This window comes from Variovorax sp. GW821-FHT06D12, assembly GCF_059419205.1.
The window spans coordinates 126,427-149,779 of sequence record NZ_JBWKRI010000005.1 but is presented as its reverse complement, the minus strand read 5'-3'; the positions used below and the strand labels follow the sequence as shown (position 1 = coordinate 149,779).

At 67.8% G+C, this 23,353-nt stretch carries 19 protein-coding genes; 12 read left to right on the top strand and 7 right to left on the bottom strand.

Annotated features, from left to right (window positions below):
• Nucleotides 1-210: 210 nt before the first annotated feature.
• Nucleotides 211-1,803 carry a phospholipase D family protein gene (locus tag AC07SQ_RS16995; RefSeq protein ID WP_095948312.1) on the bottom strand — a complete coding sequence of 531 codons (1,593 nt, stop codon included), beginning with the start codon at nt 1,801-1,803 and terminating at the stop codon, nt 211-213.
• Between the two features lie 174 nt (nt 1,804-1,977).
• Here AC07SQ_RS16995 and AC07SQ_RS16990 point away from each other — a divergent pair, with 174 nt between their 5' ends.
• From AC07SQ_RS16990 to AC07SQ_RS16975, 4 genes are read left to right on the top strand one after another with little or no spacing between them, the layout of a single operon-like run.
• Nucleotides 1,978-4,074 carry a TonB-dependent siderophore receptor gene (locus AC07SQ_RS16990; RefSeq protein ID WP_495272427.1) on the top strand — a complete coding sequence of 699 codons (2,097 nt, stop codon included), beginning with the start codon at nt 1,978-1,980 and terminating at the stop codon, nt 4,072-4,074.
• A gap of 30 nt (nt 4,075-4,104) precedes the next feature.
• Nucleotides 4,105-5,292, top strand: coding sequence for a PepSY-associated TM helix domain-containing protein (locus AC07SQ_RS16985; RefSeq protein ID WP_492728418.1), 1,188 nt, complete (start codon nt 4,105-4,107; stop codon nt 5,290-5,292).
• Nucleotides 5,289-5,501 carry a hypothetical protein gene (locus tag AC07SQ_RS16980; RefSeq protein WP_070059960.1) on the top strand — a complete coding sequence of 71 codons (213 nt, stop codon included), beginning with the start codon at nt 5,289-5,291 and terminating at the stop codon, nt 5,499-5,501. Before AC07SQ_RS16985 ends, AC07SQ_RS16980 begins: the two co-directional genes overlap by 4 nt.
• A gap of 37 nt (nt 5,502-5,538) precedes the next feature.
• Nucleotides 5,539-7,665 carry a TonB-dependent receptor domain-containing protein gene (locus AC07SQ_RS16975; RefSeq protein ID WP_495272428.1) on the top strand — a complete coding sequence of 709 codons (2,127 nt, stop codon included), beginning with the start codon at nt 5,539-5,541 and terminating at the stop codon, nt 7,663-7,665.
• A 75-nt stretch (nt 7,666-7,740) separates the two neighbouring features.
• Here AC07SQ_RS16975 and metK read toward each other — a convergent pair whose 3' ends face one another.
• Nucleotides 7,741-8,925, bottom strand: a complete 1,185-nt coding sequence (gene metK / locus AC07SQ_RS16970) for a methionine adenosyltransferase (RefSeq protein WP_062471813.1) — start codon at nt 8,923-8,925, stop codon at nt 7,741-7,743.
• A 232-nt stretch (nt 8,926-9,157) separates the two neighbouring features.
• Between metK and AC07SQ_RS16965 the strand changes: the two genes are divergently transcribed.
• A complete protein-coding gene (locus AC07SQ_RS16965) occupies nt 9,158-10,057 on the top strand; it encodes a lysophospholipid acyltransferase family protein (protein WP_495272429.1) in 900 nt (299 codons plus the stop codon).
• Nucleotides 10,054-10,938: an LpxL/LpxP family acyltransferase gene (locus tag AC07SQ_RS16960; protein WP_495272430.1), complete on the top strand. Its 885-nt coding sequence runs from the start codon at nt 10,054-10,056 to the stop codon at nt 10,936-10,938. Before AC07SQ_RS16965 ends, AC07SQ_RS16960 begins: the two co-directional genes overlap by 4 nt.
• Here the strand turns inward: AC07SQ_RS16960 and AC07SQ_RS16955 are convergent.
• A complete protein-coding gene (locus AC07SQ_RS16955; RefSeq protein WP_495272431.1) occupies nt 10,932-11,846 on the bottom strand; it encodes an alpha/beta fold hydrolase in 915 nt (304 codons plus the stop codon). The genes AC07SQ_RS16960 and AC07SQ_RS16955 overlap by 7 nt on opposite strands.
• 90 nt (nt 11,847-11,936) lie before the next feature.
• Nucleotides 11,937-12,674 (bottom strand): ribosome biogenesis GTP-binding protein YihA/YsxC, encoded by a 738-nt coding sequence (gene yihA / locus AC07SQ_RS16950; protein WP_307584259.1) that lies wholly within the window; start codon nt 12,672-12,674, stop codon nt 11,937-11,939.
• Nucleotides 12,675-12,745: 71 nt separating this feature from the next.
• Here yihA and AC07SQ_RS16945 point away from each other — a divergent pair, with 71 nt between their 5' ends.
• From AC07SQ_RS16945 to msrQ, 5 genes are all read left to right on the top strand, one after another.
• Nucleotides 12,746-13,417: a c-type cytochrome gene (locus AC07SQ_RS16945; protein ID WP_095743749.1), complete on the top strand. Its 672-nt coding sequence runs from the start codon at nt 12,746-12,748 to the stop codon at nt 13,415-13,417.
• Between the two features lie 121 nt (nt 13,418-13,538).
• Nucleotides 13,539-15,719, top strand: a complete 2,181-nt coding sequence (locus AC07SQ_RS16940) for a cytochrome c biogenesis protein ResB (RefSeq protein ID WP_095743750.1) — start codon at nt 13,539-13,541, stop codon at nt 15,717-15,719.
• Nucleotides 15,716-17,035 (top strand): c-type cytochrome biogenesis protein CcsB, encoded by a 1,320-nt coding sequence (gene ccsB / locus AC07SQ_RS16935; protein WP_095743751.1) that lies wholly within the window; start codon nt 15,716-15,718, stop codon nt 17,033-17,035. Before AC07SQ_RS16940 ends, ccsB begins: the two co-directional genes overlap by 4 nt.
• 116 nt (nt 17,036-17,151) lie before the next feature.
• Nucleotides 17,152-18,165: a protein-methionine-sulfoxide reductase catalytic subunit MsrP gene (gene msrP, locus AC07SQ_RS16930; RefSeq protein WP_495272432.1), complete on the top strand. Its 1,014-nt coding sequence runs from the start codon at nt 17,152-17,154 to the stop codon at nt 18,163-18,165.
• Nucleotides 18,166-18,196: 31 nt separating this feature from the next.
• Nucleotides 18,197-18,850, top strand: a complete 654-nt coding sequence (gene msrQ / locus AC07SQ_RS16925) for a protein-methionine-sulfoxide reductase heme-binding subunit MsrQ (RefSeq protein WP_495272501.1) — start codon at nt 18,197-18,199, stop codon at nt 18,848-18,850.
• Nucleotides 18,851-18,857: 7 nt separating this feature from the next.
• On the opposite strand, the gene lysA is transcribed toward msrQ, so the two are convergent.
• Nucleotides 18,858-20,135 carry a diaminopimelate decarboxylase gene (gene lysA, locus AC07SQ_RS16920; protein WP_495272433.1) on the bottom strand — a complete coding sequence of 426 codons (1,278 nt, stop codon included), beginning with the start codon at nt 20,133-20,135 and terminating at the stop codon, nt 18,858-18,860.
• Nucleotides 20,132-20,383: an LPS translocon maturation chaperone LptM gene (gene lptM, locus AC07SQ_RS16915; protein ID WP_062471782.1), complete on the bottom strand. Its 252-nt coding sequence runs from the start codon at nt 20,381-20,383 to the stop codon at nt 20,132-20,134. Before lptM ends, lysA begins: the two co-directional genes overlap by 4 nt.
• Before the next feature lie 12 nt (nt 20,384-20,395).
• Between lptM and cyaY the strand changes: the two genes are divergently transcribed.
• Nucleotides 20,396-20,728: an iron donor protein CyaY gene (gene cyaY / locus AC07SQ_RS16910; protein ID WP_062471779.1), complete on the top strand. Its 333-nt coding sequence runs from the start codon at nt 20,396-20,398 to the stop codon at nt 20,726-20,728.
• Between the two features lie 24 nt (nt 20,729-20,752).
• Here the strand turns inward: cyaY and AC07SQ_RS16905 are convergent, their stop codons facing one another.
• Entirely contained in the window at nt 20,753-23,164 is a 2,412-nt protein-coding gene (locus tag AC07SQ_RS16905) for a penicillin-binding protein 1A (RefSeq protein ID WP_169805026.1), read from the bottom strand.
• Nucleotides 23,165-23,353 lie beyond the last annotated feature (189 nt).

Here is a 23,353-nt window from a genome sequence, read left to right as displayed (position 1 = left end):
CGCCCTTCGTCGCGAGAGACGAAGGGCGTTGTCGTGCCCTGCCTTGAACTGGAAATGTCTGGGTGAGGCAATGGCGCAGCGCGGACGGAAGAAGCTCCGTGGCGGGACGCCATGACGGCCGCTGGACGCGGCGGGCTGAATTCTAAAGAGCTAAATGCGAGGCGTTTGCATTTGTGGCAAGGATGCGACGCGGGGCCGCCCGCTCGCGGCTCACAACTGGTCGGTCGGCACGAACCACGAGAACAGCAGCAGCTGCAGGCGCGTGAGCATGCTGGAGTCGGGCTCGCTGTCGAGCACTTCGTTGTGCACGTCGCCGGTGCCGATCCACTGCACGTTCTGGCCGTCGGGCTTGAGCACGACGCGGTACACGCCTTCCATGTCGTCCAGCTGGTAGGCGAAGAGCAGCGCCTGCGTGAGCTCGAAGCTGCGCACGCGCACGCCGAACTCGGTGTTCAGCAGGGCCGAGCGCGGGTCGAGGTTCATCGAGCCCAGCAGCACCCACTGGCGGTCGACCAGCGCCAGCTTGGCGTGCAGGCGCCCGCGCGCCTTCTTGAGCAGGCTGCGGAACTGGCCGCTGCGCTTGAGCTGCTGCGTGCTGACCTCGTACAGGTTCACGCCCAGCTTGAGCATGTCGACGCGGTAGCGGTTGTAGTTGATGTTCACCAGCGGCTCGTCGCTGTCGGCCAGCGAGTTGGTGACCACGGTGATGCTCAGGCCGTGGTCGCGGCCCATGCGGATGCGCTCCATGCCCTCGTCGCCCGGAATGAAGTAGGGCGAGATCACCACCACGTTCGACTTCGCGGCGCCCAGCATCTCGTGGAAGCGCTGGGCCAGCGACTCCTGCGGGCGCGCCATCGTGCCCAGGGCCTTGTTCGGACTGTCGGCGGTGGCGGCGGCCTCGGCGCGGATCCAGCGCGTCTCGCCGATGTTGTCCAGCTGCGCGCCCAGCGGCAGGTCGCCCAGCAGGTCGGTGGCGGCCAGCGGATCGGGCAGCGGCGCGAAGGCGGGCGAGGTCGCGGCGTCGAAGGCGGCTTTCAGCTCATCGGGCGTGAGCGTCGTGCCGGCCATGCGCTGCAGCGGGTAGACCACGTCGCTGTTCCAGTAGGTGTCGAAGATCCCGGCCGACTGCGGCACCACCGGGCCGGCCAGCAGCAGCTCGAAGTCGATGAAGTTGGCGCTCTCGCTGCGCAGGAAGTACTCGTCCGCGAGGTTGCGTCCGCCGGCGATGGCCATGGCGCCATCGGCGATGAACAGCTTGTTGTGCATGCGGTGGTTGAGCCGCCGGAAATCGCCGAAGAACTCCAGCCAGCGCAGCGATGAGTGATCGCGCGCGTTCACGAAAGGGTTGAACAGCCGCACCTGCGCGTTGGGCTCGGCGGCCAGCCCGAGCAGCAGGCGGTCCATGCCGGCGGTGTAGAAGTCGTCGAGCAGCAGGCGCACGCGCACCCCGCGCCGGGCGGCGTCGCGCAGTTCGCGCAGCAGCAGGCGGCCGGTCTTGTCGTTGCCGAGCTGGTAGGTCTGCACGTCGAGCGAGGCCCGGGCGCGGCGGATGAGTTCCAGCCGCGCATCGAGTGCGAACGAGGCCTCGATCAGCGGCCGCATGCTCGACAGGCCGTCGGGCGGCGAATCGAGGCTGGCGGCGGCGTGGCCGAGCGGGGTGGCGGCCGAAGCGGGAATGGCGATCGAGGGCGGCCCATCGGGCAGGCGCGGCGGCAGGCCGGCGCAGCCGGTGAGCACCAGCACGACCAGCACCAGCGCCGGGCCGCGCAGCGCAGGAAACAACGAGGCGAGGAGCTTGAGCATGGGGCCTGTCAGCGCACGCAAGGGCGTGCGGGCGGCATCGTAGCCCGGCGCGCGGCGGCGACCGCGGCGGTTTTGCAACGCTTCGCCCCCGTGTGCTGGAAAACCCGTGGACCGCGACTTTCTTGACAATAGAATGCGAATTGTTATCAATAGTGTTCAATGAGCAATAAAAACATGGCAAGAATGAGGGCGCGGCGCAGGGCCGCTTCGGTGCTGGTGGGCTGTCTGGCGATCTACGCGCAGCAGCACGTTCTGGCGCAAACGGGCGGTACGGGCTCGCTGCCCGAAGTGCGTGTCGATGCGAACGCCGAAGCCGAAACCGCCACCTCGCCCGTGATCGGCTACCGCGCGAAGAACGCCGTCACCGCCACCAAGACCGACACGCCGCTGTCGGAAACGCCGCAGTCCGTCACCGTGATCACGCGCGACCAGATGGTCGACCAGGGCGCCAACAACCTGCAGGACGCCCTCAACTACGCGGCGGGCGTGCGCTCCGACGCCTACGGTGTCGATTCGCGCACCGACTCGATCCGCGTGCGCGGCGCCTACCCCGACATCTACCTCGATGGCCTGCGCCAGGCCTACGGCTACTACACCAGCACCACGCGCACCGAGCCCTACACGCTGGAGCGCCTCGAAGTGCTGCGCGGCCCCTCGGGCATGCTGTTCGGCGCGGGCACCGCGGCGGGCGTGGTCAACATGGTCAGCAAGCGGCCGCTGCAGGAGGCCCAGCGCGAGGTGGGCGTGCAGTTCGGCAGCTTCGGCCGCAAGCAGGTGCAGGCCGACCTGACCGGTCCGCTGAATGCCGACGGCTCGCTGTCGTACCGGTTGATCGCGTTGCAGCGCAAGTCCGATTCGCAGGTGGACAACGTGCCAGACGACCGCAGCGTGATCGCGCCGTCGCTCACCTGGCGGCCCAACGCGGCGACCTCGCTGACGCTGCAGGGGCTGTGGCAAAAAGACAAGAGCGGCAGCAGCTCACAATTCCTGCCGTGGGAAGGCACCTTGCTGCCGAACCCGAACGGCCGCGTGCCGGCCAGCCGCTTCATCGGCGAGGCCGGCGACTACTACAACAGCGAGCGCCAGACCTTCGGCTGGCAGTTCGAGCACAAGTTCAACGACAGCTGGACCGTGCGCCAGAACTTCCGCTACGCGAAGAACGAAAACGACAACCGCTACCACTACGGTGGCGCGTTCAGCGGCTTCGACAGCTGGTCGACCGACCCGATCTTCAAGCGCGTGTTCCCCCGCTACTTCGACAGCCAGCTGACCCGCAACCGCACGCAGACCCTGGACAACCACGTCGAGGGCCACTTCCAGACCGGCGCGCTCAAGCACACGCTGCTCGTGGGCGCGGACTTCGCGCGCCAGCGCGAGAACGTCTGGGGCGGCACCACGGTCGACACCATCGACCTCTATGCGCCGGTGTACGGCCACGTGGACGAACCCGAGCGCGTGGCGCGTCCGCGCACTCGCCAGCGCCAGACCGGCCTGTACCTGCAGGACCAGATCAAGCTCGACAACTGGATCTTCGTGGCCGGCCTGCGCCATGACCGGGCCGTGTCCAGCGCCGCCGGCAGCGACGAGCAAAAGAGCAGCGCCACCACCAAGCGACTGGGCGTGATGTACGCCCATCCTTCGGGCTGGTCGCCGTACCTGAGCTACAGCGAGTCGTTCACGCCGCAGTCGCCGCGCGAAGGCCGCATCTTCTCGCCGCTGCGCGGCGAGCAGTGGGAAGCGGGCGTCAAGTACGAGCCGAAGAACCGCGCCATGGCCTTCAGCGCCGCGGTGTACGACCTGCGCGAGAAGAACCAGATCGTCGAAGAGCAGCCGAAGGTGTTCTCGCAGCGCGGCCTGACCAAGACCCGGGGCGTGGAACTGGAAGCGAAGGGCTCTGTGGGCACCAACCTCGACCTGATCGCCCACTACAACTACACCGACGCCGACGCGCAGATCGAAGGCCTGCCCAAGCACCAGGCCAGCTTCTGGGCCAAGTACAGGTTCTCGGTGGCCGGCATGAGCGGCTTCTCGGCCGGCGCCGGCGTGCGCGTGATGAGTTCGTTCCGCGACACCCAGTTCGGCACCGGCCCGCGCATCCCCGGTGTGGCGCTGGCCGACCTGGTGTTTGCTTACGATACGGCCCAGTGGCGCTATGCGCTCAACATCAACAACGTGACGGACAAGGTGTACTTCAGCACCTGCCTGTCGCGCGGCGACTGCTGGTACGGTGCGCGACGCAACATCGTGGCGAGCGCCACCTACCGCTTCTAGCCTTTTCTCCACCCAACGACGCACGACGACATGGACAGCCGAAAGATCAAGACCTGGGCCTGGGTGCACAAGTGGAGCAGCCTTGTGTGTACGGTGTTCATGCTGCTGCTGTGCATCACCGGCCTGCCGCTGATCTTCCACCACGAGATCGGCCACCTGCTGGGCACCGAGGTCGAGGCACCGAAGATGCCGGCGAACACGCCGCGCATCAGCCTGGACAAGGTGGTCGAGATCGGCCGCGCCAAGCACCCCGACCGCGTGGTGCAGTTCGTCTCGCAGCCCGAGGACGACGACGGCCTGTGGTTCGTCACGCTCACGCCCACGCCCGAACCCACCGAAGACTTCAAGTCGGTGGCGGTCGATGCGCGCACCGGCGTCGTGCTGGCGCAGCCGGAGTTCAGCCAGGGCTTCATGTACATCATGTTCAAGCTGCACGTCGACCTGTTCGCCGGGCTGCCGGGCAAGCTGTTCCTGGGCTTCATGGGGCTGCTGCTGCTGGTGGCCATCGTCTCGGGCGTGGTGCTGTATTCGCCGTTCATGCGCAAGCTCGACTTCGGCACCGTGCGGCGCGAGAAGCGCCCGCGCCTGAAGTGGCTCGACCTGCACAACCTGCTGGGCATCGTCACGCTGGTGTGGCTGTTCGTGGTGGGCTCCACCGGCATGATCAACACCTGGGCCGACCTGATCATCAAGTACTGGCAGTACGACCAGCTCAGCACGCTGCTCGCGCCCTACAAGAACGAGCCGGTGGTGCCGGTGGCCGAGCGCGGCTCGCTGCAGCGCTCGATGGAAGGGGCGATGCAGAAGGCGCCGGGCATGAAGCTGTCGTTCATCGCCTTCCCGGGCACCTCGTTCTCGAGCCCGCACCACACGACCTTCTTCCTGCGCGGCAACGAGCCCTTCACCTCGAAGCTGCTGCAGCCGGTGCTGGTCGATGCCAAGACGGCGGAGGTCACGGCGGCGCCGAAGATGCCGTGGTACCTCACGGGCCTGCTGGTGTCGCAGCCGCTGCACTTCGGCGACTACGGCGGCATGCCGATGCAGATCCTGTGGGCGCTGCTCGACATCGCGACCATCATCGTGCTGGGCAGCGGGCTGTACCTGTGGCTCAAGCGCGGCAACACCGTGCCGGCACGGACGACCACGACGACTGCGGCGCCCGCCACGGTATCGGGCCCGCAGCCCGACCCGGCACCGGCCATGAAGGTGCAGGCATGACGACGCACCACAAGGCACCGCACCAGTCCTTCTGGCGCATGTGGGGCTGGCCGATCGCGCTGGGCGTGATGACCACGGTCGGCCTCATCACCGCGCTGTTCAGCGACGGCGGCCTCGGCGACATGGTGGCCTGGGTGGGCCTGGGCATTCCGGTGCTCGTGTGCGCCTGGTACGGCTGGCGCCGGTCGCCGCGCACGGGTTCGCGCTAGGCGAAAGGGGCAGGGCACCGACGCAGAATCGGTGCCGATGAATGCCGCACTCTCCTACCCGCTTCGCCTTCTGATCCTGGGCGTTCCGCTGGCCGTGCACGGCCAGCAACCCGCCACGTCGCCGGCTGGCACGCTGCGCGATGTCACCGTTTCGACGCCGCGCGGCACGCTGTCTCCGTTTCTCGTGCCCGGCTCGGTCGACCGCGTCGATGGCGACGAGATGCGCGACAGCCGGATGCAGGTCAACCTGTCCGAGAGCCTGGGCGCCGTGCCCGGCCTGCAGGTGCAGAACCGCATGAACTACGCGCAGGACCTGCAGCTGTCGGTGCGCGGCTTCGGCGCGCGCTCGACCTTCGGCGTGCGCGGCGTGCGCCTGTACGTCGACGGCATTCCGGCCACCTTGCCCGACGGCCAGGGGCAGACCTCGAACATCGACATCGGCTCGGTCGACCGCGTCGAAGTGCTGCGCGGGCCGTTCTCGGCGCTGTACGGCAATTCGTCGGGCGGCGTGGTGCAGGCGTTCACGGCCTCGGGGGAGGGCGCGCCGCGCCTGTCGTACTCGCTGGCGGGCGGCAGCTTCGGCAGCTGGCGCCAGTCGCTGCAGCTGAGCGGTTCGCAGGGCGCGGTCGACTACCTGCTCGGCGCGAGCCACTTTCGCACCGACGGCTGGCGTGAGCAGAGTGCCGCGCGGCGCAACATCGCGAACGGCAAGCTGGGCGTCGCGCTCGACAACGGCGACAAGCTGACGCTGGTGTTCAACAGCGTGCGCATCGAGGCGCAGGACCCACTGGGCCTGACGGCCGAGCAGGTCGCGCAGGCACCGCGCAAGGCGCCGCTCGCGCTGCAGTACGACACGCGCAAGACGGTCGAGCAGACGCAGGTCGGCCTGCGCTACGAGCGGCGCCTGAATGCTGAACAAGCGCTGCAGTTCATGGTCTACGGCGGCGAACGCAAGACCGTGCAGTTCCAGTCGATCCCGCCGTCGGCGCAGCAGAGCCCGCTGCATGCGGGCGGCGTGATCGACCTCACGCGCCAGTACGGCGGCGTCGACCTGCGCTGGACCGCCGCGCTGCAGCTGGCCGACCGGCCCTTCGACCTCGTGGCGGGCCTGGGCTACGACAGCCTGCGCGAGCGCCGCCGCGGCTACGAGAACTACCTGGGCCCGGTGGCCGCGCCCCTGCTGGGCGTGCAGGGGCGGCTGCGCCGCAACGAGCGCAACGAGGTCTGGAACCTCGATCCCTATGCGCAGGCGGCCTGGCGCTTCGCGGAGCGCTGGACGCTCGAGGCCGGCGTGCGTCGCAGCCGTGTGCACTTCGATTCGCACGACCTCTACATCGGTGGTGCCAACCGCGACGACAGCGGCAGCGCGAGCTACAGCAAGACCCTGCCCGTGGCCTCGCTGCGCTACCAGGCCACGCCCGATCTCGCGGTGTACGGCTCGGTCGGCCGGGGCTTCGAGACGCCGACGCTCAACGAGCTGTCGTACCGCCCGGGCGGCGCGAGCGGGCTCAACTTCGGGCTGCGGCCTTCGGTGAACGACAGCCTCGAGGTGGGCGCGAAGGCGCGGCTGGCCGGCGGCCTGCTGACGGCGGCGCTGTTCCACACGCGCACGCGCGACGAGATCGTCACCGCCACCAACAGCGGCGGCCGCGCCACCTTCCAGAACGCGGGGCGCACGCGGCGCAACGGCTTCGAACTGGGCTGGCAGCACGAAACGACCGACCACTGGCGCACGCAGGTCGCCTACACGTGGCTGGACGCGACCTACCGCGATGCGTTCTGCTCGCCGTCGCCTTGCGCGGGCAGCAATGCGGTGAACGCGGGCAACCGCATCCCGGGCATCGCGCGCCAGTCGCTGTTCGCTTCGCTCGGCTGGGTGCCGCCCGAGGGCTGGCGCGCGGGTGTCGAGATGCGCGCGCTGAGCCGCATCCAGGCCAACGACCTGAACACCGCGAGCGCGCACGGCTACGCCGTGGCGGCGCTGTACGCCGGCTACCTGAAGAAGTGGGAGCGCTGGGACTTCAACGCCTTCGCGCGCGTCGACAACCTGTTCGACCGGCGCTACATGGGCTCGGTCATCGTCAACGAAGGCAATGCGCGCTTCTACGAGCCCGCGCCGGGGCGCAACTGGACGGTGGGCCTGAGCGGCGCGTACCGCTTCTGAGCGAACGCGCCATGAAAGGAAAAGGCCCGCCGCCCCGAGGGGACGGCGGGCCTTGAGGCCCGGTAGTCGCAGTGCTTACTTGAGGCCGGCTGCGGCGCGCAGTGCGGCCGCTTGCGTCGTGGCTTCCCAGGTGAACTCGGGCTCTTCGCGGCCGAAGTGGCCGTAGGCGGCGGTCTTCTGGTAGATCGGGCGCAGCAGGTCGAGCATCTGGATGATGCCCTTCGGGCGCAGGTCGAAGTGCTCGCGCACGAGCTCGGCGATCTTCTCGTCGGGGATCACGCCGGTGCCTTCGGTGTAGACCGTGATGTTCATCGGCTGGGCCACGCCGATGGCGTACGCCACCTGGATCTGGCACTGGCGCGCCAGGCCGGCGGCCACGATGTTCTTGGCCACGTAGCGCGCGGCGTAGGCGGCCGAGCGGTCGACCTTCGACGGGTCCTTGCCGGAGAACGCACCGCCGCCGTGCGGGCAGGCGCCGCCGTAGGTGTCGACGATGATCTTGCGGCCGGTGAGGCCGCAATCGCCCTGCGGGCCACCGATGACGAAGCGGCCGGTCGGGTTGATCAGGTAGCGCGTGTTCTGCAGCCATTCCTTGGGCAGCACGGGCTTGATGATCTCTTCGATGATGGCTTCGTTGAACGAGGCCTTCATCTTGGTCGGCGTCTCGCTCTGGTCGGGGCTGTGCTGGGTCGAGAGCACCACGGTGTCGATGCTGTGGGGCTTGCCGTCCACGTAGCGCATCGTGACCTGGCTCTTGGCGTCGGGGCGCAGGAAGGGCAGGCGGCCGTCCTTGCGCAGTTGGGCCTGGCGCTCCACGAGGCGGTGGGCGTAGTAGATCGGCGCGGGCATCAGCTCGGGTGTCTCGTCGCAGGCGTAGCCGAACATCAGGCCCTGGTCGCCGGCGCCGGTGTTCAGGTGGTCGTCCGAGGCGTGGTCCACGCCCTGGGCGATGTCGTTGGACTGCTTGTCGTAGCAGACCATCACGGCGCAACCCTTGTAGTCGATGCCGTACTCGGTGTTGTCGTAGCCGATGCGCTTGATGGTGTCGCGCGCGACCTGGATGTAGTCGACGTGCGCGTTGGTCGTGATCTCGCCGGCAAGCACCACGAGGCCGGTGTTGGTCAGCGTTTCGGCGGCGACGCGGCTGCGGGGGTCTTGTTCGAAGATCGCGTCGAGGATCGCGTCCGAGATCTGGTCCGCGACCTTGTCGGGATGGCCTTCGGAGACCGATTCGGAAGTAAAGAGAAAGTCGTTCGCCACTGTGGTCACTCCTTGAAGTTCAATTGGCGCGTTGCCAACTCTGCGGAGCCCTGGCGAACGCTTTAGCAGATGTCGACGTATCGACGGGACACAATCGCATTCGCGCTTGTGGGTGTCGCCCTGCAAGTTGTTCCGTAACTCGGCGACAATTTGCATTCTATTCGAGCCGCGCAATACCATGCGCGCGCGTCCGCCTTTTGACCCTCCCTGACTCTCTCCCCCTCCCCGTTCAATGATCACCCTGTTCCGCCTGCTTGCCCGCGTGCCGATGCCGTTGATGCATCGGCTCGGCGCCTTGCTGGGATGGCTGGTCTGGTGGTGCGCGCCGGACTACCGCCGCCGCTTCAAGGCCAACGCCGAGAGCGCCGGCTTCTCGCCCGCGCAGTACCGTCCCGCCATCGCCGCCGCCGGCCACATGGCGTCCGAGCTGCCCTGGCTGTGGCTGCGCCCGCAGGGCGAGAGCGTGCTGACGCGCGTGGTACGCTGGGAAGGCGTCGAGGCCTTCGAGGCCGCGATGCGCGCGAAAAAGGGCGTGATCCTCGTGGCGCCGCACCTGGGCAGCTGGGAGATGTGCGGCCAGGCCATCGGCGAGCGCTTTCTCGCGGACTTCGGGCCGATCACCGCGCTGTTCCGTCCGGCGCGCAAGAAATGGATGGCCGACCTGATCGCCGCGGGTTCGCGCGACCGGCCCGGCCTGCAGACCCTGCCGACCAACAACACCGGCGTGCGCGGCCTGATCCGCACGCTGCGCAGCGGCGGCTACACCGGCATCCTGCCCGACCAGGTGCCGCCGCTGGGGCAGGGCGTGTGGGCGCCTTTCCTCGGCCGCCCCGCCTACACCATGACCCTGCTTCCCCGTTTGGCCCAACAGACCGGTGCCGCCTGCTTTCTCAGCGTGTGCGAGCGCCTGCCGCGCGGCGCGGGCTACGTGATCCGCTTCGAGCCGATCGTCGGCACCGCGCTCACCGACCCCAATGCCTCCATCGAGGACGCCGCCGCCGCCATGAACGACGGCATCGGCCGCCTGATCCACAGCCTGCCCGGGCAGTACGTCTGGGACTACGCGCGCTACAAGGAGCCGCGCGGCGAACCCGCCGTGGTGGCCAACGCCGCCGGAGGGGCCGCGCCATGAGCCTCAGTTCCCGACTTGGTATCGGCTTCATGCGGGTGCTGGCCCCGCTGCCCCTGCCGCTCGTGCGCGGCTTCAGCAGGGTCCTCGGCCGCCTGCTGCACACCATCGCCGTGCCGCGGCGGCGCGTGGTCGACCGGAACCTGGCCCTGTGCTTCCCCGGAAAGTCGGAGGCCGAGCGCCGCGCTATCGCGCGCGAGACCTTCGTCTTCGTCGCGCAGTCCTGGCTGGACCGCAGCTGGCTCTGGCATGCGCCCGAACAGGTGGTGAAGAGCCGGCTGAAGATCATCGGTTCTGCCTCGGAAATCCGCGAGATCGCCGAGGGCGACGCGCCGATGATCCTGTTCGCGCCGCACTTCTACGGGCTCGATGCCGCGGCCACCGCGCTCACCATGCACACGGCGCGCCCGTCGGCCACGATCTACACGACCCAGCGCGACCCGATGGTCGACGCCTGGATCCGCGAAGGCCGCACGCGCTTCGGCGACGTGGCGGCGCTCAACCGGGTGGACGGCATCAAGCCCATCCTCGCGGGGCTGCGCAAGGGCGGCCTGCTGTACCTGCTGCCCGACATGGACTTCGGGCGCGACCAGACGATCTTCGTGCCCTTCTACGGCGTGCAGGCGGCCACCGTGCCGTCGCTGTCGCGCTTCGCGCGGCTGGGCAAGGCCAAGGTGGTGCCGGTGGTGGCGAAGCTCACGCCGGGCGGCTACGAGATTCAGGTCCTGCCGGCGTGGCAGAACTTCCCGACCGACGACGTCGAGGCCGACACGGCGCTCATGAACGAGCGCCTGCAGGGCTACATCGACACGATGCCGTCCCAGTACTACTGGGTGCACCGCCGGTTCAAGACCCGCCCGGAAGGCGAGCCGCCCATCTACTGATTGCGGGCCAGGAAGCCCTCGATCTCGCGCGCGACCAGCTGCGGCTGCTCGTGCACGATCCAGTGGGTGGCGTTCGGCACCTTCTTGACTTCGAGCTGGGGCACGTACTCTTCCAGCCCTTCGAGCAGGCCCGGCAGCAGCGCGGCGTCGTCGAGTGCCCAGAACACGAAGGTCGGCATGGTCACCGTGAGGCGTTCGCGCGGCAGCACCGGGATGCTGTCGATGGTCTGGCCCGGCAGCGGTGGCTTCATCGGCGTCACGCGGTACAGGTTGCAGGCGCCCGTGAGGCCCGCGCTCCAGACTTCGCGGTACTGCTGCTTCACTTCCTCGGTGAGCCAGCCGAAACCGTCCGGGCCGGCCTTCATCAGCAGGAAGAAGGGCCACATGCGCTTGAAGTCGTCGGCCGCGAGCAGGGCTTCGGCGTCGGGGCGCGCCAGGAAGTGCATGTAGGCACTGGCCTGCTGCTGCGCCGGGTTGTTGCGCAGCTCGCGCGTGAAGGTGCCCGGGTGCGGCGAATTGATGATGACCAGCTTGCCGACCTGCTGCGGGAAGGCGTTGGCGTAGCCCCAGGCGAAGGCGCCGCCCCAGTCGTGGGCCACCAGCGCGGCCATGGTGCCGTCGGCGCTCTCGGTGGCCACGAGCTGCTGGATGTCCTGGATCAGCAGGTGGGCCTTGTAGTCGGCCACTTCCGTGGGGGCGCTGGACTTCTCGAAGCCGCGCAGGTTGGGCGCCACGCAGCGGTAGCCGCCATGGGCCGGGTCCGAGAAGTAGGCGAGCAGTTCGTCCCAGATGAACGCGGCCTCGGGAAAGCCGTGCAGGAACACCATCAGCGGCTGGCCCGGCTTGCCGGCCGCGCGGCAGCTCAGGGTGGTGCCGTTGGGCAGGCTGCGTTGGAAGGTCTCGATCATGCTTCGTGTCTCCTTGGGTTGACTGTCGCTATTGTTTTGATAGTGAACTTCGCAGGCGAGGCGCTCGATGCAGCCGGTTCCTCTAGCGCATCAGGCGTCGTCGGCCGGTGGCGGCGCGGGCGCTGGCGCGGCGTCGTCGGGGTGCACCCAGCGCCACAGCAGCTCGGCCGCTTCGCCGACCCCTTGCTTCTTCAGGGCCGAGAACAGTTTGACCTCGCCGCCGCCGGCGTTCAGTCGCGTAATCGACAGCACCTTGGCGGCTTCGGTGCGCGTGAGCTTGTCGGACTTGGTCAGCAGCACCAGGAATTTGAGGCCTTGCTCGACGCGCGGACGGATCACGTCGAGCAGGATCTCGTCGAGCTCGGTCATGCCGTGGCGCGGATCGCACATCAGGACAACCCCGCGCAGACTTTCGCGCGTCATGAGGTAGTTGCCCATCACGCGCTGCCAGCGCAGCTTGGCTTCCTTCGGCACGGCGGCATAGCCGTAGCCGGGCAGGTCGGCCAGCACGGCGTCGTCGACCTTCTGCTTGCCGATGCCGAACAGGTTGATGTGCTGCGTGCGGCCGGGCGTCTTCGAGGCGAAGGCCAGGCGCGTCTGCTGCGTCAGGGTGTTGATGGCGGTCGATTTGCCGGCGTTGGATCGGCCGACAAAAGCGATCTCAGGCAGGTCGACTGGGGGCAGGTGCTCGAGTTGCGGAGCGCTGGTCAGGAAGTGGGCGGTGTGCAGCCAACCGAGGGCCACGCGCTCGCGTTCAGCGACCTGCGGGTCCACGGCAGGGGCCGCGCGGGGAGGATAAGCGGCGGACTTGGCGCGCGGGGAGGTCATCAATGGGCTTTCGGAACGGGGCGCCATTGTAGAATCGCGGGGTTTTGCGCCATAAATTCGAAGCCCCCGATATGAAGTTGTTTGCCAATATTCTGCTTGCAGCCCTCATGGGCGTCGCAGCCAGCGCGAGTTTTGCAGCCGATGAGCATGCAGCTGCCCCCGCAGCGGCAGCCGCCAAGCCGGCCAAGCCCGATCCCGCCAAGGGCGACACGCTGTTCAATGCGACGCCGGCCAACAGCCAAAGCTGCGCTTCGTGCCACAACGCGGACGGCAACTCGGCCATCGCAGCCAATCCCAAGCTGGCGCAACAACACCCCGAATACATCCTCAAGCAGCTGCAGGACTTCAAGTCCGGCAAGCGCAAGAGCGCCATCATGAAGCCGCTGGCCTCGGCGCTGTCCGAAGAAGACATGCGCAACATCGCCTGGTTCGTCGGCTCCAAGAAGATCAAGCCGGGCTTCTCGAAGGAGAAGGACACGGTCGCCCTCGGCGAGAAGATCTACCGCGGCGGCATCGGCGATCGCCAGATCCCGGCCTGCGCCGGCTGCCACAGCCCGAACGGTGCCGGCCTGCCGGCCCAGTACCCGCGTCTGGGCGGCCAGCATGCCGACTACACCGTGGCCCAGCTCGTGGCCTTCCGCGACAACGTCCGCCTGAACAGCTCGCCCATGAACGGCGTGGCCGCCAAGCTCAACGACCGCGAAATCAAGGCCGTGGCCGACTACATCGCCGGCCTGCGCTGATTTTTGCCGTCGCGCTGTCCAGCGTGAACTAACCGCCGATAAAAATCCCAAACAAAGGGCGGGCCGATCCAGGAGGATGGCCCGCCCTTTTGTTTTTTTCCTCTTTCCTGGTTCCCTCCCGATGACCGTCTCCACCCATGGCCTTCGCGTGCATCGCGGCCCGCAGCTGCTTCGCGCCGCGGTGGAACTGCTGTCGTCGATGCGCTTCGCGATCGCGCTGCTGACGGTCATCTGCATCGCCTCGATCATCGGCACCGTGCTCAAGCAGCATGAGCCGATCAACAACTACATCAACCAGTTCGGGCCTTTCTGGGCCGAGCTGTTCCGTACGGCGCGGCTCGACTCGGTCTACAGCGCCTGGTGGTTCCTGCTGATCCTGCTGTTCCTGGTGATCAGCACGTCGCTGTGCGTCGCGCGCAACACGCCGCGCATCCTGATCGACCTGCGCACCTTCAAGGAAGACATCCGCGCGCAGAGCCTCAAGGCCTTCGGCCAGCGCGCCGAGAACCGGCTGGCCGAGACGCCTGACATGGCGGCCAACCGCATCGGCCAGCTGCTCGTGAGCGGTGGCTGGAAGGTCAAGCTGCAGCAGCGCAACGCCAGCGCCGACGGCAAGGCCGCGGCGGGCTGGATGGTCGCGGCGCGCGCCGGCGGCGCGCACAAGCTGGGCTACATCGCCGCCCACAGCGCCATCGTGCTGGTGTGCATCGGCGGCCTGCTCGACGGCGACCTCGTCGTGCGCGCCCAGACCTGGTTCAACGGCAAGAGCGTGTTCACGGGCGGCGGCATGATCGCCGACGTGGCGCCCGAGCACCGCCTGTCGACCGCCAACCCGACCTTCCGCGGCAACATCCTCGTGCCCGAGGGTGGGCGGGGCAACGTGGCCATCCTGAACCAGGCCGACGGCGTGCTGCTGCAGGAGCTGCCGTTCACCATCGAGCTGAAGAAGTTCATCGTCGACTACTACTCGACCGGCATGCCCAAGCTGTTCGCCAGCGAGGTGGTGCTGCACGACCGCGAAAGCGGCGAGCAGGTGCCCGCCCGCATCGAGGTGAACCACCCGGCCAGCTACAAGGGCGTGGAGATCTACCAGTCGAGCTTCGACGACGGCGGCTCCACGGTGAAGCTCAAGGCGGTGCCGATGGCGGCCGCGGCCAAGCCCTTCGAGGTCGAGGGCATCATCGGCGGCCCGAGCACCGAGATCACCAACGGCAAGGACAAGCTCACGCTCGAGTACGCCGCGTTGCGCGTGATCAACGTGGAGAACTTCGCCGACGGCGGCGCGATGGGCAGCGGCGCCGACGTGCGCAAGGTCGACCTGCGCCACGGCATCGAGTCGCGCCTGGGCGCCGCCAACAAGACCAACAAGCCCAAGGTGCTGCGCAACATCGGCCCCAGCATCGGCTACAAGCTGCGCGACGCGGCTGGCCAGGCGCGCGAGTACCAGAACTACATGGTGCCGGTCGACGCCGGCGACGGCCAGCCGGTGTTCCTGCTGGGCATGCGAGAGAAGCCCGAGGAGCCGTTCCGCTACCTGCGCGTGCCGGCCGACGAGCAGGGCTCGATGGACGGCTTCGTGCGCATGCGCACCGCGCTGGGCGATCCCGCCACGCGCGAGCGCGCCATCCAGCGCTACATCGCCAAGGCGACCGACCCCAAGCGCCCCGAAATGGCCGAGCAGTTGCGCGTGTCGGCCGCCCGCGCGCTGGCGCTGTTCTCGGGCGCCGAGCGCGCCAAGGCCGACGCCGCGTCGCAGGGCGGCTGGCAGGCGATTGCCGAATTCATGGAAGCCAACGTGCCCGAGGCCGAGCGCGAGCGCGCCGGCACGGTGCTGGTGCGCATCCTCAACGACGTGCTGTTCGAAGTGCTCAACCTGAGCCGCGAAGGCGCCGGCCTGGCCGCGCTGCCGAACGACGAGAAATCGCAGGGCTACCTGACGCAGGCCGTGCTGGCGCTGAGCGACGCGCACTTCTACCCGGCGCCGGTCGCGATGATGATGACCGACTTCACCCAGGTGCAGGCCAGCGTGTTCCAGGTGGCGCGCGCCCCTGGCAAGAACATCGTCTATCTGGGGTGTCTGTTGCTGATCGTCGGTATTTTTGCCATGCTGTACGTGCGCGAGCGCCGCCTGTGGGTGTGGCTGACACCCGGCGGCGGCGCCTCTGGAGACAACGACGGCCGCGAAACGGTCGCCACGATGGCGTTCTCGGTCAACCGCAAGACCCTGGACAGCGATCGCGAATTCGAGCACCTGAAGCACAGGTTGCTCGCCCTGAAGAAAGAAGAACCGGCGTCACCATGAACACCACGACCCTCACGCTCCACGAAAGCTGGCTATCCCGCCGCAACCTGTTCGACTGGGTGTTCGCGGCGCTGGTGCTGGCCGGCGGCGCGTTCGCCTTCATGCGCCACGCCGGCTCGATGGACAGCTACGAAAAGCCGATCCTGGTGGCCGCGCTGATTTCGGTTATCGGCATCTGCTGGTTCTGGCGCCCGCTGCGGGTGCTGACGCTGGTGGTGGCCGCGGCCTCGCTGCTGGCCATCAGCTCTTACCAGGGCGACCTGGCGCGCGCCGACTCGGTGTTCTGGCTCAAGTACTTCCTGTCGAGCCAGTCGGCCATCCTCTGGATGAGCGTGCTGTTCTTCATGAGCACGCTGTTCTACTGGATCGGCTTCGCCGCCGGCAAGCAGCAGGCCGACACCTTCGACCTGATCGGCTCACGCCTGGCCTGGGCGGCCGTGACGATGGCGCTGATCGGCACCATGGTGCGCTGGTACGAAAGCCACCAGCTCGGCCCGGACATCGGCCACATCCCGGTGAGCAACCTGTACGAAGTGTTCGTGCTGTTCTGCTGGCTGACGGCGGCGTTCTACCTGTATTTCGAAGAGCGCTACAACACGCGTGCGCTGGGTGCCTTCGTGATGCTGGTGGTGAGCGCGGCGGTGGGCTTTTTGCTCTGGTACACGATCGTGCGCGAGGCGCACGAGATCCAGCCGCTGGTGCCTGCGCTGCAGAGCTGGTGGATGAAGCTGCACGTGCCCGCCAACTTCATCGGTTACGGCACCTTCGCGCTCGCGGCCATGGTGGCCTTTGCCTACCTCATCAAGGAGCAGGCGAGCGAGACCCGCTGGTACAAGCTCACGCCGATCTGGCTCCTGGGCGTGGCGCTGTGCTTCGTGCCGGTGGCCTTCCGCCAGCGCGTGCAGGAGGCTGGCGGCAGCTACTGGGTGATCTACGCGGGCATCTCGGCGCTGATCGCCGCGGGCATCCTGCTGGGACGCAAGCGCATCGCGGCGCGCCTGCCGGCCAACGAGGTGCTCGACGACGTCATGTACAAGTCGATCACCGTCGGCTTCGCCTTCTTCACCATCGCGACCGTGCTCGGCGCCCTGTGGGCGGCCGACGCCTGGGGCGGCTACTGGAGCTGGGACCCGAAGGAAACCTGGGCGCTGATCGTCTGGCTCAACTACGCGGCCTGGCTGCACATGCGCCTCGTGAAGGGTCTGCGCGGCACCGTGGCGGCCTGGTGGGCGCTGGCCGGCCTGGCCGTGACCACCTTCGCCTTCCTGGGCGTGAACATGTTCCTGAGCGGGCTGCACAGCTACGGCACGCTGTAAGCGCAGGCTTTGCGCCTTTTGCGAAGAATTGAAACCACGCGCCGCCATGGCGCGTAACCAAACCGGGGCATGTCACGAACTACCCTGAGCACAACGATTCACGCGAAAGGCCTGTCATGTCGTTCCCTTCCCGTTCGCACCGTCGCGACACCCGCGGTTTCACCCATCCGCTGTCGAGCGAGATCACGCCGCGCGCGGCCTACGAAGGCCGGCGCGACCTGCTCAAGCTGATGGCCGGGGGTGCCGCAGGCGCCGCTCTGGCGGGCTTTGCCGGGCGCGAGGCCTTCGCCCAGGCGACCGGCCCGCACAAGCTGGCCTTGCTGCCGGGCGCCAAGTCGGCCGTGCCGGGCGCGCAGACCATGGAAAAGCTCACCGACTACAAGGACGCGAGCAGCTACAACAACTACTACGAGTTCGGCGTCGACAAGGGCGATCCGGTGAAGAACGCCGGCACCCTCAAGACGAGGCCGTGGACCGTGGAGGTCGAGGGGCTGGTCAAGAAGCCGGGCAAGTACGGCATCGAAGACCTGCTCAAGCTCAGTGCACAGGAAGAACGCATCTACCGCCTGCGCTGCGTCGAGGGCTGGTCGATGGTGATCCCGTGGGTCGGCTACTCGCTGGCCGAGCTCATCAAGAAGGTCGAGCCGCAGGGCAACGCCAAGTTCGTCGAGTTCGTGACGCTGGCCGACCCGAAGACCATGCCCTTCGTCGGCTCGCGCGTGCTCGACTGGCCCTACACCGAAGGCCTGCGCATGGACGAGGCGATGCACCCGCTCACGCTGCTGGCTTTCGGCATGTACGGCGAGGTGCTGCCCAACCAGAACGGTGCGCCGGTGCGGCTCGTGGTGCCGTGGAAGTACGGCTTCAAGTCGGCCAAGTCGATCATCAAGATCCGCTTCGTCGAGAAGGAGCCGAGCACCGCCTGGAACAAGGCGGCGGCGCAGGAGTACGGCTTCTATTCGAACGTGAACCCGAACGTCGACCACCCGCGCTGGAGCCAGGCGACCGAGCGCCGCATCGGCGACGGCGGCGGCCTGTTCGCGAAGCGGCGCAAGACCGAGATGTTCAACGGCTACGAGGCGCAGGTCGGCCAGCTCTACGCCGGCATGGACCTGAAGAAGAACTACTGAGCGGGCGGGCCCGCCCGGTCGTTGCGCCATGCTGAACAAGCTGCTCATGCACCCGGCGACCAAGCCGGTCGTCTTCCTGCTGTGCCTGCTGCCGTTCGCGCGGCTGGCCTTCGGCGCCTTCACCGACGGGTTGGGCTCGAACCCCGCCGAGTTCCTGATCCGCGCGACGGGCGACTGGACCCTGCGCTTCATCTGCATCGTGCTGGCGGTGACGCCGCTGCGCGTGATCGCCAAGCTCAATGCGCTGGCGCGGCTGCGCCGCATGCTGGGCCTGTTCGCGTACTTCTACGTGGTGCTGCACCTGCTGTGCTACAGCTGGTTCGACATGGGCTTCGAGTGGGGCGAAATCGCCAAGGACATCGCCAAGCGGCCGTTCATCCTGGTGGGCTTCTCGGCCTTCGTGCTGCTGACGCCGCTGGCGGCCACGTCGTTCAACCGCGCGATCAAGGCGATGGGCGCCAAGCGCTGGCAGCTGCTGCACAAGCTGGTCTACGTGATCGCGGGGCTCGGGCTGCTGCACTTCTTCTGGATGCGCGCGGGCAAGAACAACTTCGCCGAGGTGTTCGTCTACGCCGCAATCATCGGGGTGCTGCTGGCGTGGCGCGTGTGGAACTTCGCGCGCAAGCGCCAGGCCAGACCGGCGGTGGCCGTGCGCGGCAGCGAGAAGCCGCTGCGCACCGGCTGAGACCGGATCAGCCGTCGATCTCGGCGCGCAGCTGGTCTTCCATCGTCTCGCGACGGCGGATCAGCTTGGCGCTGGCGCCGCTCACCAGCACCTCGGCGGCACGGCCGCGCGTGTTGTAGTTGCTGGCCATGCTCATGCAGTACGCACCGGCCGACAGCACGGCCAGCAGGTCGCCGGCCACCACGTTGAGTGCGCGGTCGCGGCCGATCCAGTCGCCGCTTTCGCAGACCGGGCCCACCACGTCGTAGGTCGGCGCGTCGCCGGCGCGCTCACGCAGCGGCACGATCTTCTGGAAGGCCTGGTACATCGCGGGGCGCGGCAGGTCGTTCATGGCCGCGTCGACGATGCAGAAATTCTTGTCCTCGCCGGGCTTGGTGTAGAGCACCTCGGTCACGCACACGCCGGCATTGCCGACCAGCGAGCGGCCGGGCTCGATCACCAGCTTGCGCTGGCCGAAGCCGCGCGCATCGAGCTTGGCGAGCAGCTGCTGCCACAGCGCATCGGCCTTGGGCGGCACTTCGCCGTTGTAGTCGATGCCCAGGCCGCCGCCGAAGTCCAGGTGATGGATCGGCACGCCGGCCGCCTCGATGGCCTCCACCAGGTCGAGCACGCGGTCGCAGGCGTCCAGGTAGGGCGAGGCTTCGGTGATCTGCGAGCCGATGTGGCAGTCGATGCCGACCATCTCGAGGCCCGGCAGCCGGGCGGCGTGCTGGTAGGCCTGCACCGCACGGTCGTGCGCGATGCCGAACTTGTTGCCCTTGAGGCCCGTGGAAATGTACGGGTGCGTCTTCGGGTCGACGTTCGGATTGATGCGGATGCTGATCGGTGCGCGCACCTTCTCGGCCAGTGCCACCTCGTTGAGCACGTCGAGCTCGGCTTCGCTCTCGACGTTGAAGCAGGCGATGCCGGCCGCCAGGGCTTGACGCATCTCGGCGCGCGTCTTGCCGACGCCCGAGAAGATGATCTTCTTCGGATCGGCGCCCACCGCCAGCACGCGCGACAGCTCGCCGCCCGAGACGATGTCGAAACCGCAGCCGGCCTCGGCGAACACGCGCAGCACGCCGAGCGACGAATTGGCCTTCATCGCGTAGCAGATCAGCGCGTCGCGGCCCTCGAAGCCGCGCTGGTAGGCGGCCAGGGCATCGAGCATCCACTGCTTCGAATAGACGAACAGCGGCGTGCCGTGCGTGCGCGCCAGCGCGTCGAGTGCGACGCCCTCGACGTGCAGCGCGCCGTCGCGGTGGGCGATGTGGGGGTGGCCGGGCAGGGGGGTGTTCGTCGTCATTTCTGGGGGGAGGCGGGGGCGCTGCTGGCTGCGGCGGGCTTGGGGGCCGCTTCGTTGTCGGAGGCTTTGGAGCCGCCGGGGGTGAGCAATTGGGGCAAGGTGGCGCGCTGGGCGGCCGCCGGATCGGTCGGCAGATAGAGCGCGCCGCGCTGTCCGCACGCCGCAAGGCCGGCCGCGCTGGCGGCAAGGCAGACCATGAGCGCGGTGCGGGCGCGAGCGCTCACTAGAATTTGGCGAACATTCAACATGCTGAAATTGTAATGACCGACACCGAGTACATGGACCGCGCCGAGGCGGCGCTTGCTGCCATCGAGCAGGGCTGCGACCGCATCAACGACGCGACCGACGCTGACATCGACAACCAGCGGGTCGGCGGGATGATCACGATGTCGTTTCGCAATGGCAGCCAGCTGATCGTGAACCTGCAGAAGCCGCTGCAGGAAATCTGGCTGGCGGCGCGCTCCGGCGGCTACCACTACCGGCACGACGGCCGGGTGTGGGTGGACACCAAGACCGGGGAAGAATTCTTCGGCAACCTGTCGCGCGAGGCGACCCTGCAGGCGGGGCAGCCGCTGGTGTTCGCGGCGGCCTGAGCCGCCGCTTTCCCGCTTTCTTGATCAGTTCCTGAACAGGTCGAGGATGCGGTTGCGCTCCTCGGGCGGCGCAGGCGCGCTGATCGCCGGGCCGCTCAGGGCTTCGGCCGGTGCTACCGGCGCGGAGGATTCCACGCCCAGGCTCGACACGCCGCGGCCCGGCGCGTAGTCGTCGTAGTACCACTCGCCGCCGACGCTCACGATGCCCGAAGGCGGCGTGGTCGACAGGTCGGTCACGGGCACGCCCTTGAGGGCGGTTTCCATGTAGTTGATCCAGATCGGCAGGCTCAGGCCACCGCCGGTTTCGCGGTCGCCCAGGTTGCGCGGCGTGTCGTAACCGATCCACGAGATCGCCGTCATGGTGGGCTGGAAGCCCGCGAACCAGGCGTCGAGCGAGTCGTTGGTGGTGCCGGTCTTGCCGTAGAGGTCGGGGCGCTTGAGCATCGCCTGCGCCTTTGCGGCCGTGCCGGCGCGCGTGATGGACTGCAGCAGCGTGTCCATGATGAAGGCGTTGCGCTGCGGAATGGCGCGCGAGGCTTCATTGAGCAGCGGCGGCTGGACGTCGACCAGCACGCGGTCCTTGTGGTCGGTGACGCGGGTCACGAGGTACGGATTCACGCGGTAGCCGCCGTTGGCGAACACCGAATAGCCCACCGCCATCTGCATCGGCGTGACGGCACCGGCACCGAGCGCCATCGGCAGGTAGGCGGGGTGCTTGTCCTTGTCGAAGCCGAAGTTGGTGATCCAGTCTTGCGCGTAGCGCGTGCCGATGGATTGCAGGATGCGGATCGACACGAGGTTGCGCGACTTCATCAGCGCCGTGCGCATCGACATCGGACCGTCGAAGCCGCCGCCGTAGTTCTTGGGCTCCCAGGGCTGGCCGCCGGTGGTGCCGGCGTCGAAGAACAGCGGGCCGTCGTTGATGACCGTGGCGGGGGTGAAGCCCTTTTCGAGCGCCGCCGAGTAGATGAAGGGCTTGAAGCTCGAACCCGGCTGGCGCCAGGCCTGCGTGACGTGGTTGAACTTGTTCTTGCCGAAGTCGAAACCGCCGACCAGCGCCTTGATGGCGCCGTCGCGCGGGTCCATGGCCACGAACGCGCCTTCCACCTCGGGCAGCTGGGTGATTTCCCAGGTGTTCTTGGGCGTCTTCGCGACGCGGATCACGGCGCCGCGGCGGATCTTGATGTTGGGTGGTGCCTTGTCCGACAGGCCGGACTGCGCGGGCTTGAGGCCGTCGCCCGTGATCTGCACGGCGTCGCCGTTGGCGCGGATGGCCTGGATTTCCTTGGGCGTGGCCTTGAGCACCACGGCCGCCATGACATCGCCGTTGTCGGGGTGGTCGTTCAGCACGTCGTCCACCGCCTCGTCGAGCTCCTTGGGGTCGTTCGGCAGGTCGATGAACTTCTCGGGGCCGCGGTACACCTGACGGCGCTCGTAATCCATGATGCCCTTGCGCAGGGCCTTGTAGGCCGCGGCCTGGTCGGCGGCGACCAGCGAGGTGTAGACCTTGAGGCCGCGCGTGTAGGTGCTGTCGCCGTACTGGGCGTACATCAGCTGGCGCACGGTTTCCGCCACGTACTCGGCGTGCAGGCGGTTCGGGTCGGCGGCGTCGCGCAGGTGCAGCTCTTCCTTCTTGGCCTCGGCCGCCTGCTCGGCGGTGATGAAGCCGGCCTCCTGCATGCGGTCGATCACGTAGAACTGGCGCCCGCGTGCGCGCTGCGGGTTGTTGACCGGGTTGTTGGCGCCGGGCGCCTTCGGCAGGCCGGCCAGCATGGCGGCCTGGGCAATCGTCATCTCGGACAGCGGCTTGCCGAAATAGGCTTCGGAAGCGGCCGCGAAACCGTAGGCGCGGTTGCCCAGGTAGATCTGGTTCAGGTAGATCTCGAAGATCTGGTCCTTCGTGAGCAGGTGCTCCAGCTTGAAGGTCAGCAGCACCTCGTAGATCTTGCGGGTCAGCGTCTTCTCGGAGCTCAGGTAGACGTTGCGGGCCACCTGCATCGTGATGGTGGAGGCGCCCTGGCTCTTCACGCGGTTCAGGTTGGCGAGGCCGGCGCGCACCAGCCCCTTGTAGTCGACGCCGCCGTGGTCATAGAAGCGGGCGTCTTCGGCGGCCAGGACGGCGTCCTTCACGACCTTGGGGATCGCGGCGATGGGGGTGAGGTTGCGTCGCTCTTCCCCGAACTCGCCGATCTGCGTGCCTTCGGCGGAGAACACGCGCAGCGGCAGCTTGGGGCGGTAGTCGGAGAGTTCCGAGATGTCCGGCAGGTTGGGATAGGCCACTGCCAGGGCCACGGCCACCACGCACAGGATGGAAAGCAGGCCCGCCGCAGCGATGCCCGCCCCCCAGAACACGAAACGCAACAGCCATTTCAGCCAGAAGGGGCGTTCGGGTGGAGGAGTCTTGGCGCGCCCTTTCGGGCTGGAAGTTTCTTGCATGGGGGCCCGGAGAGTCACCGGACATTATAAAAAGCCGCCCCCTCGGCGCCTCCGGATCTTTGTTACCTCGCGCATTCCCTCTCCAGGGGCTAAGCAGAAAGTTACAGAATGCGGCTTTGACGTCACGTTTTGACAACGGTTGTCGGTTTCGGGCTTTCTGCACGCTTGGTGGGCGCTGTGCCTGCTGCT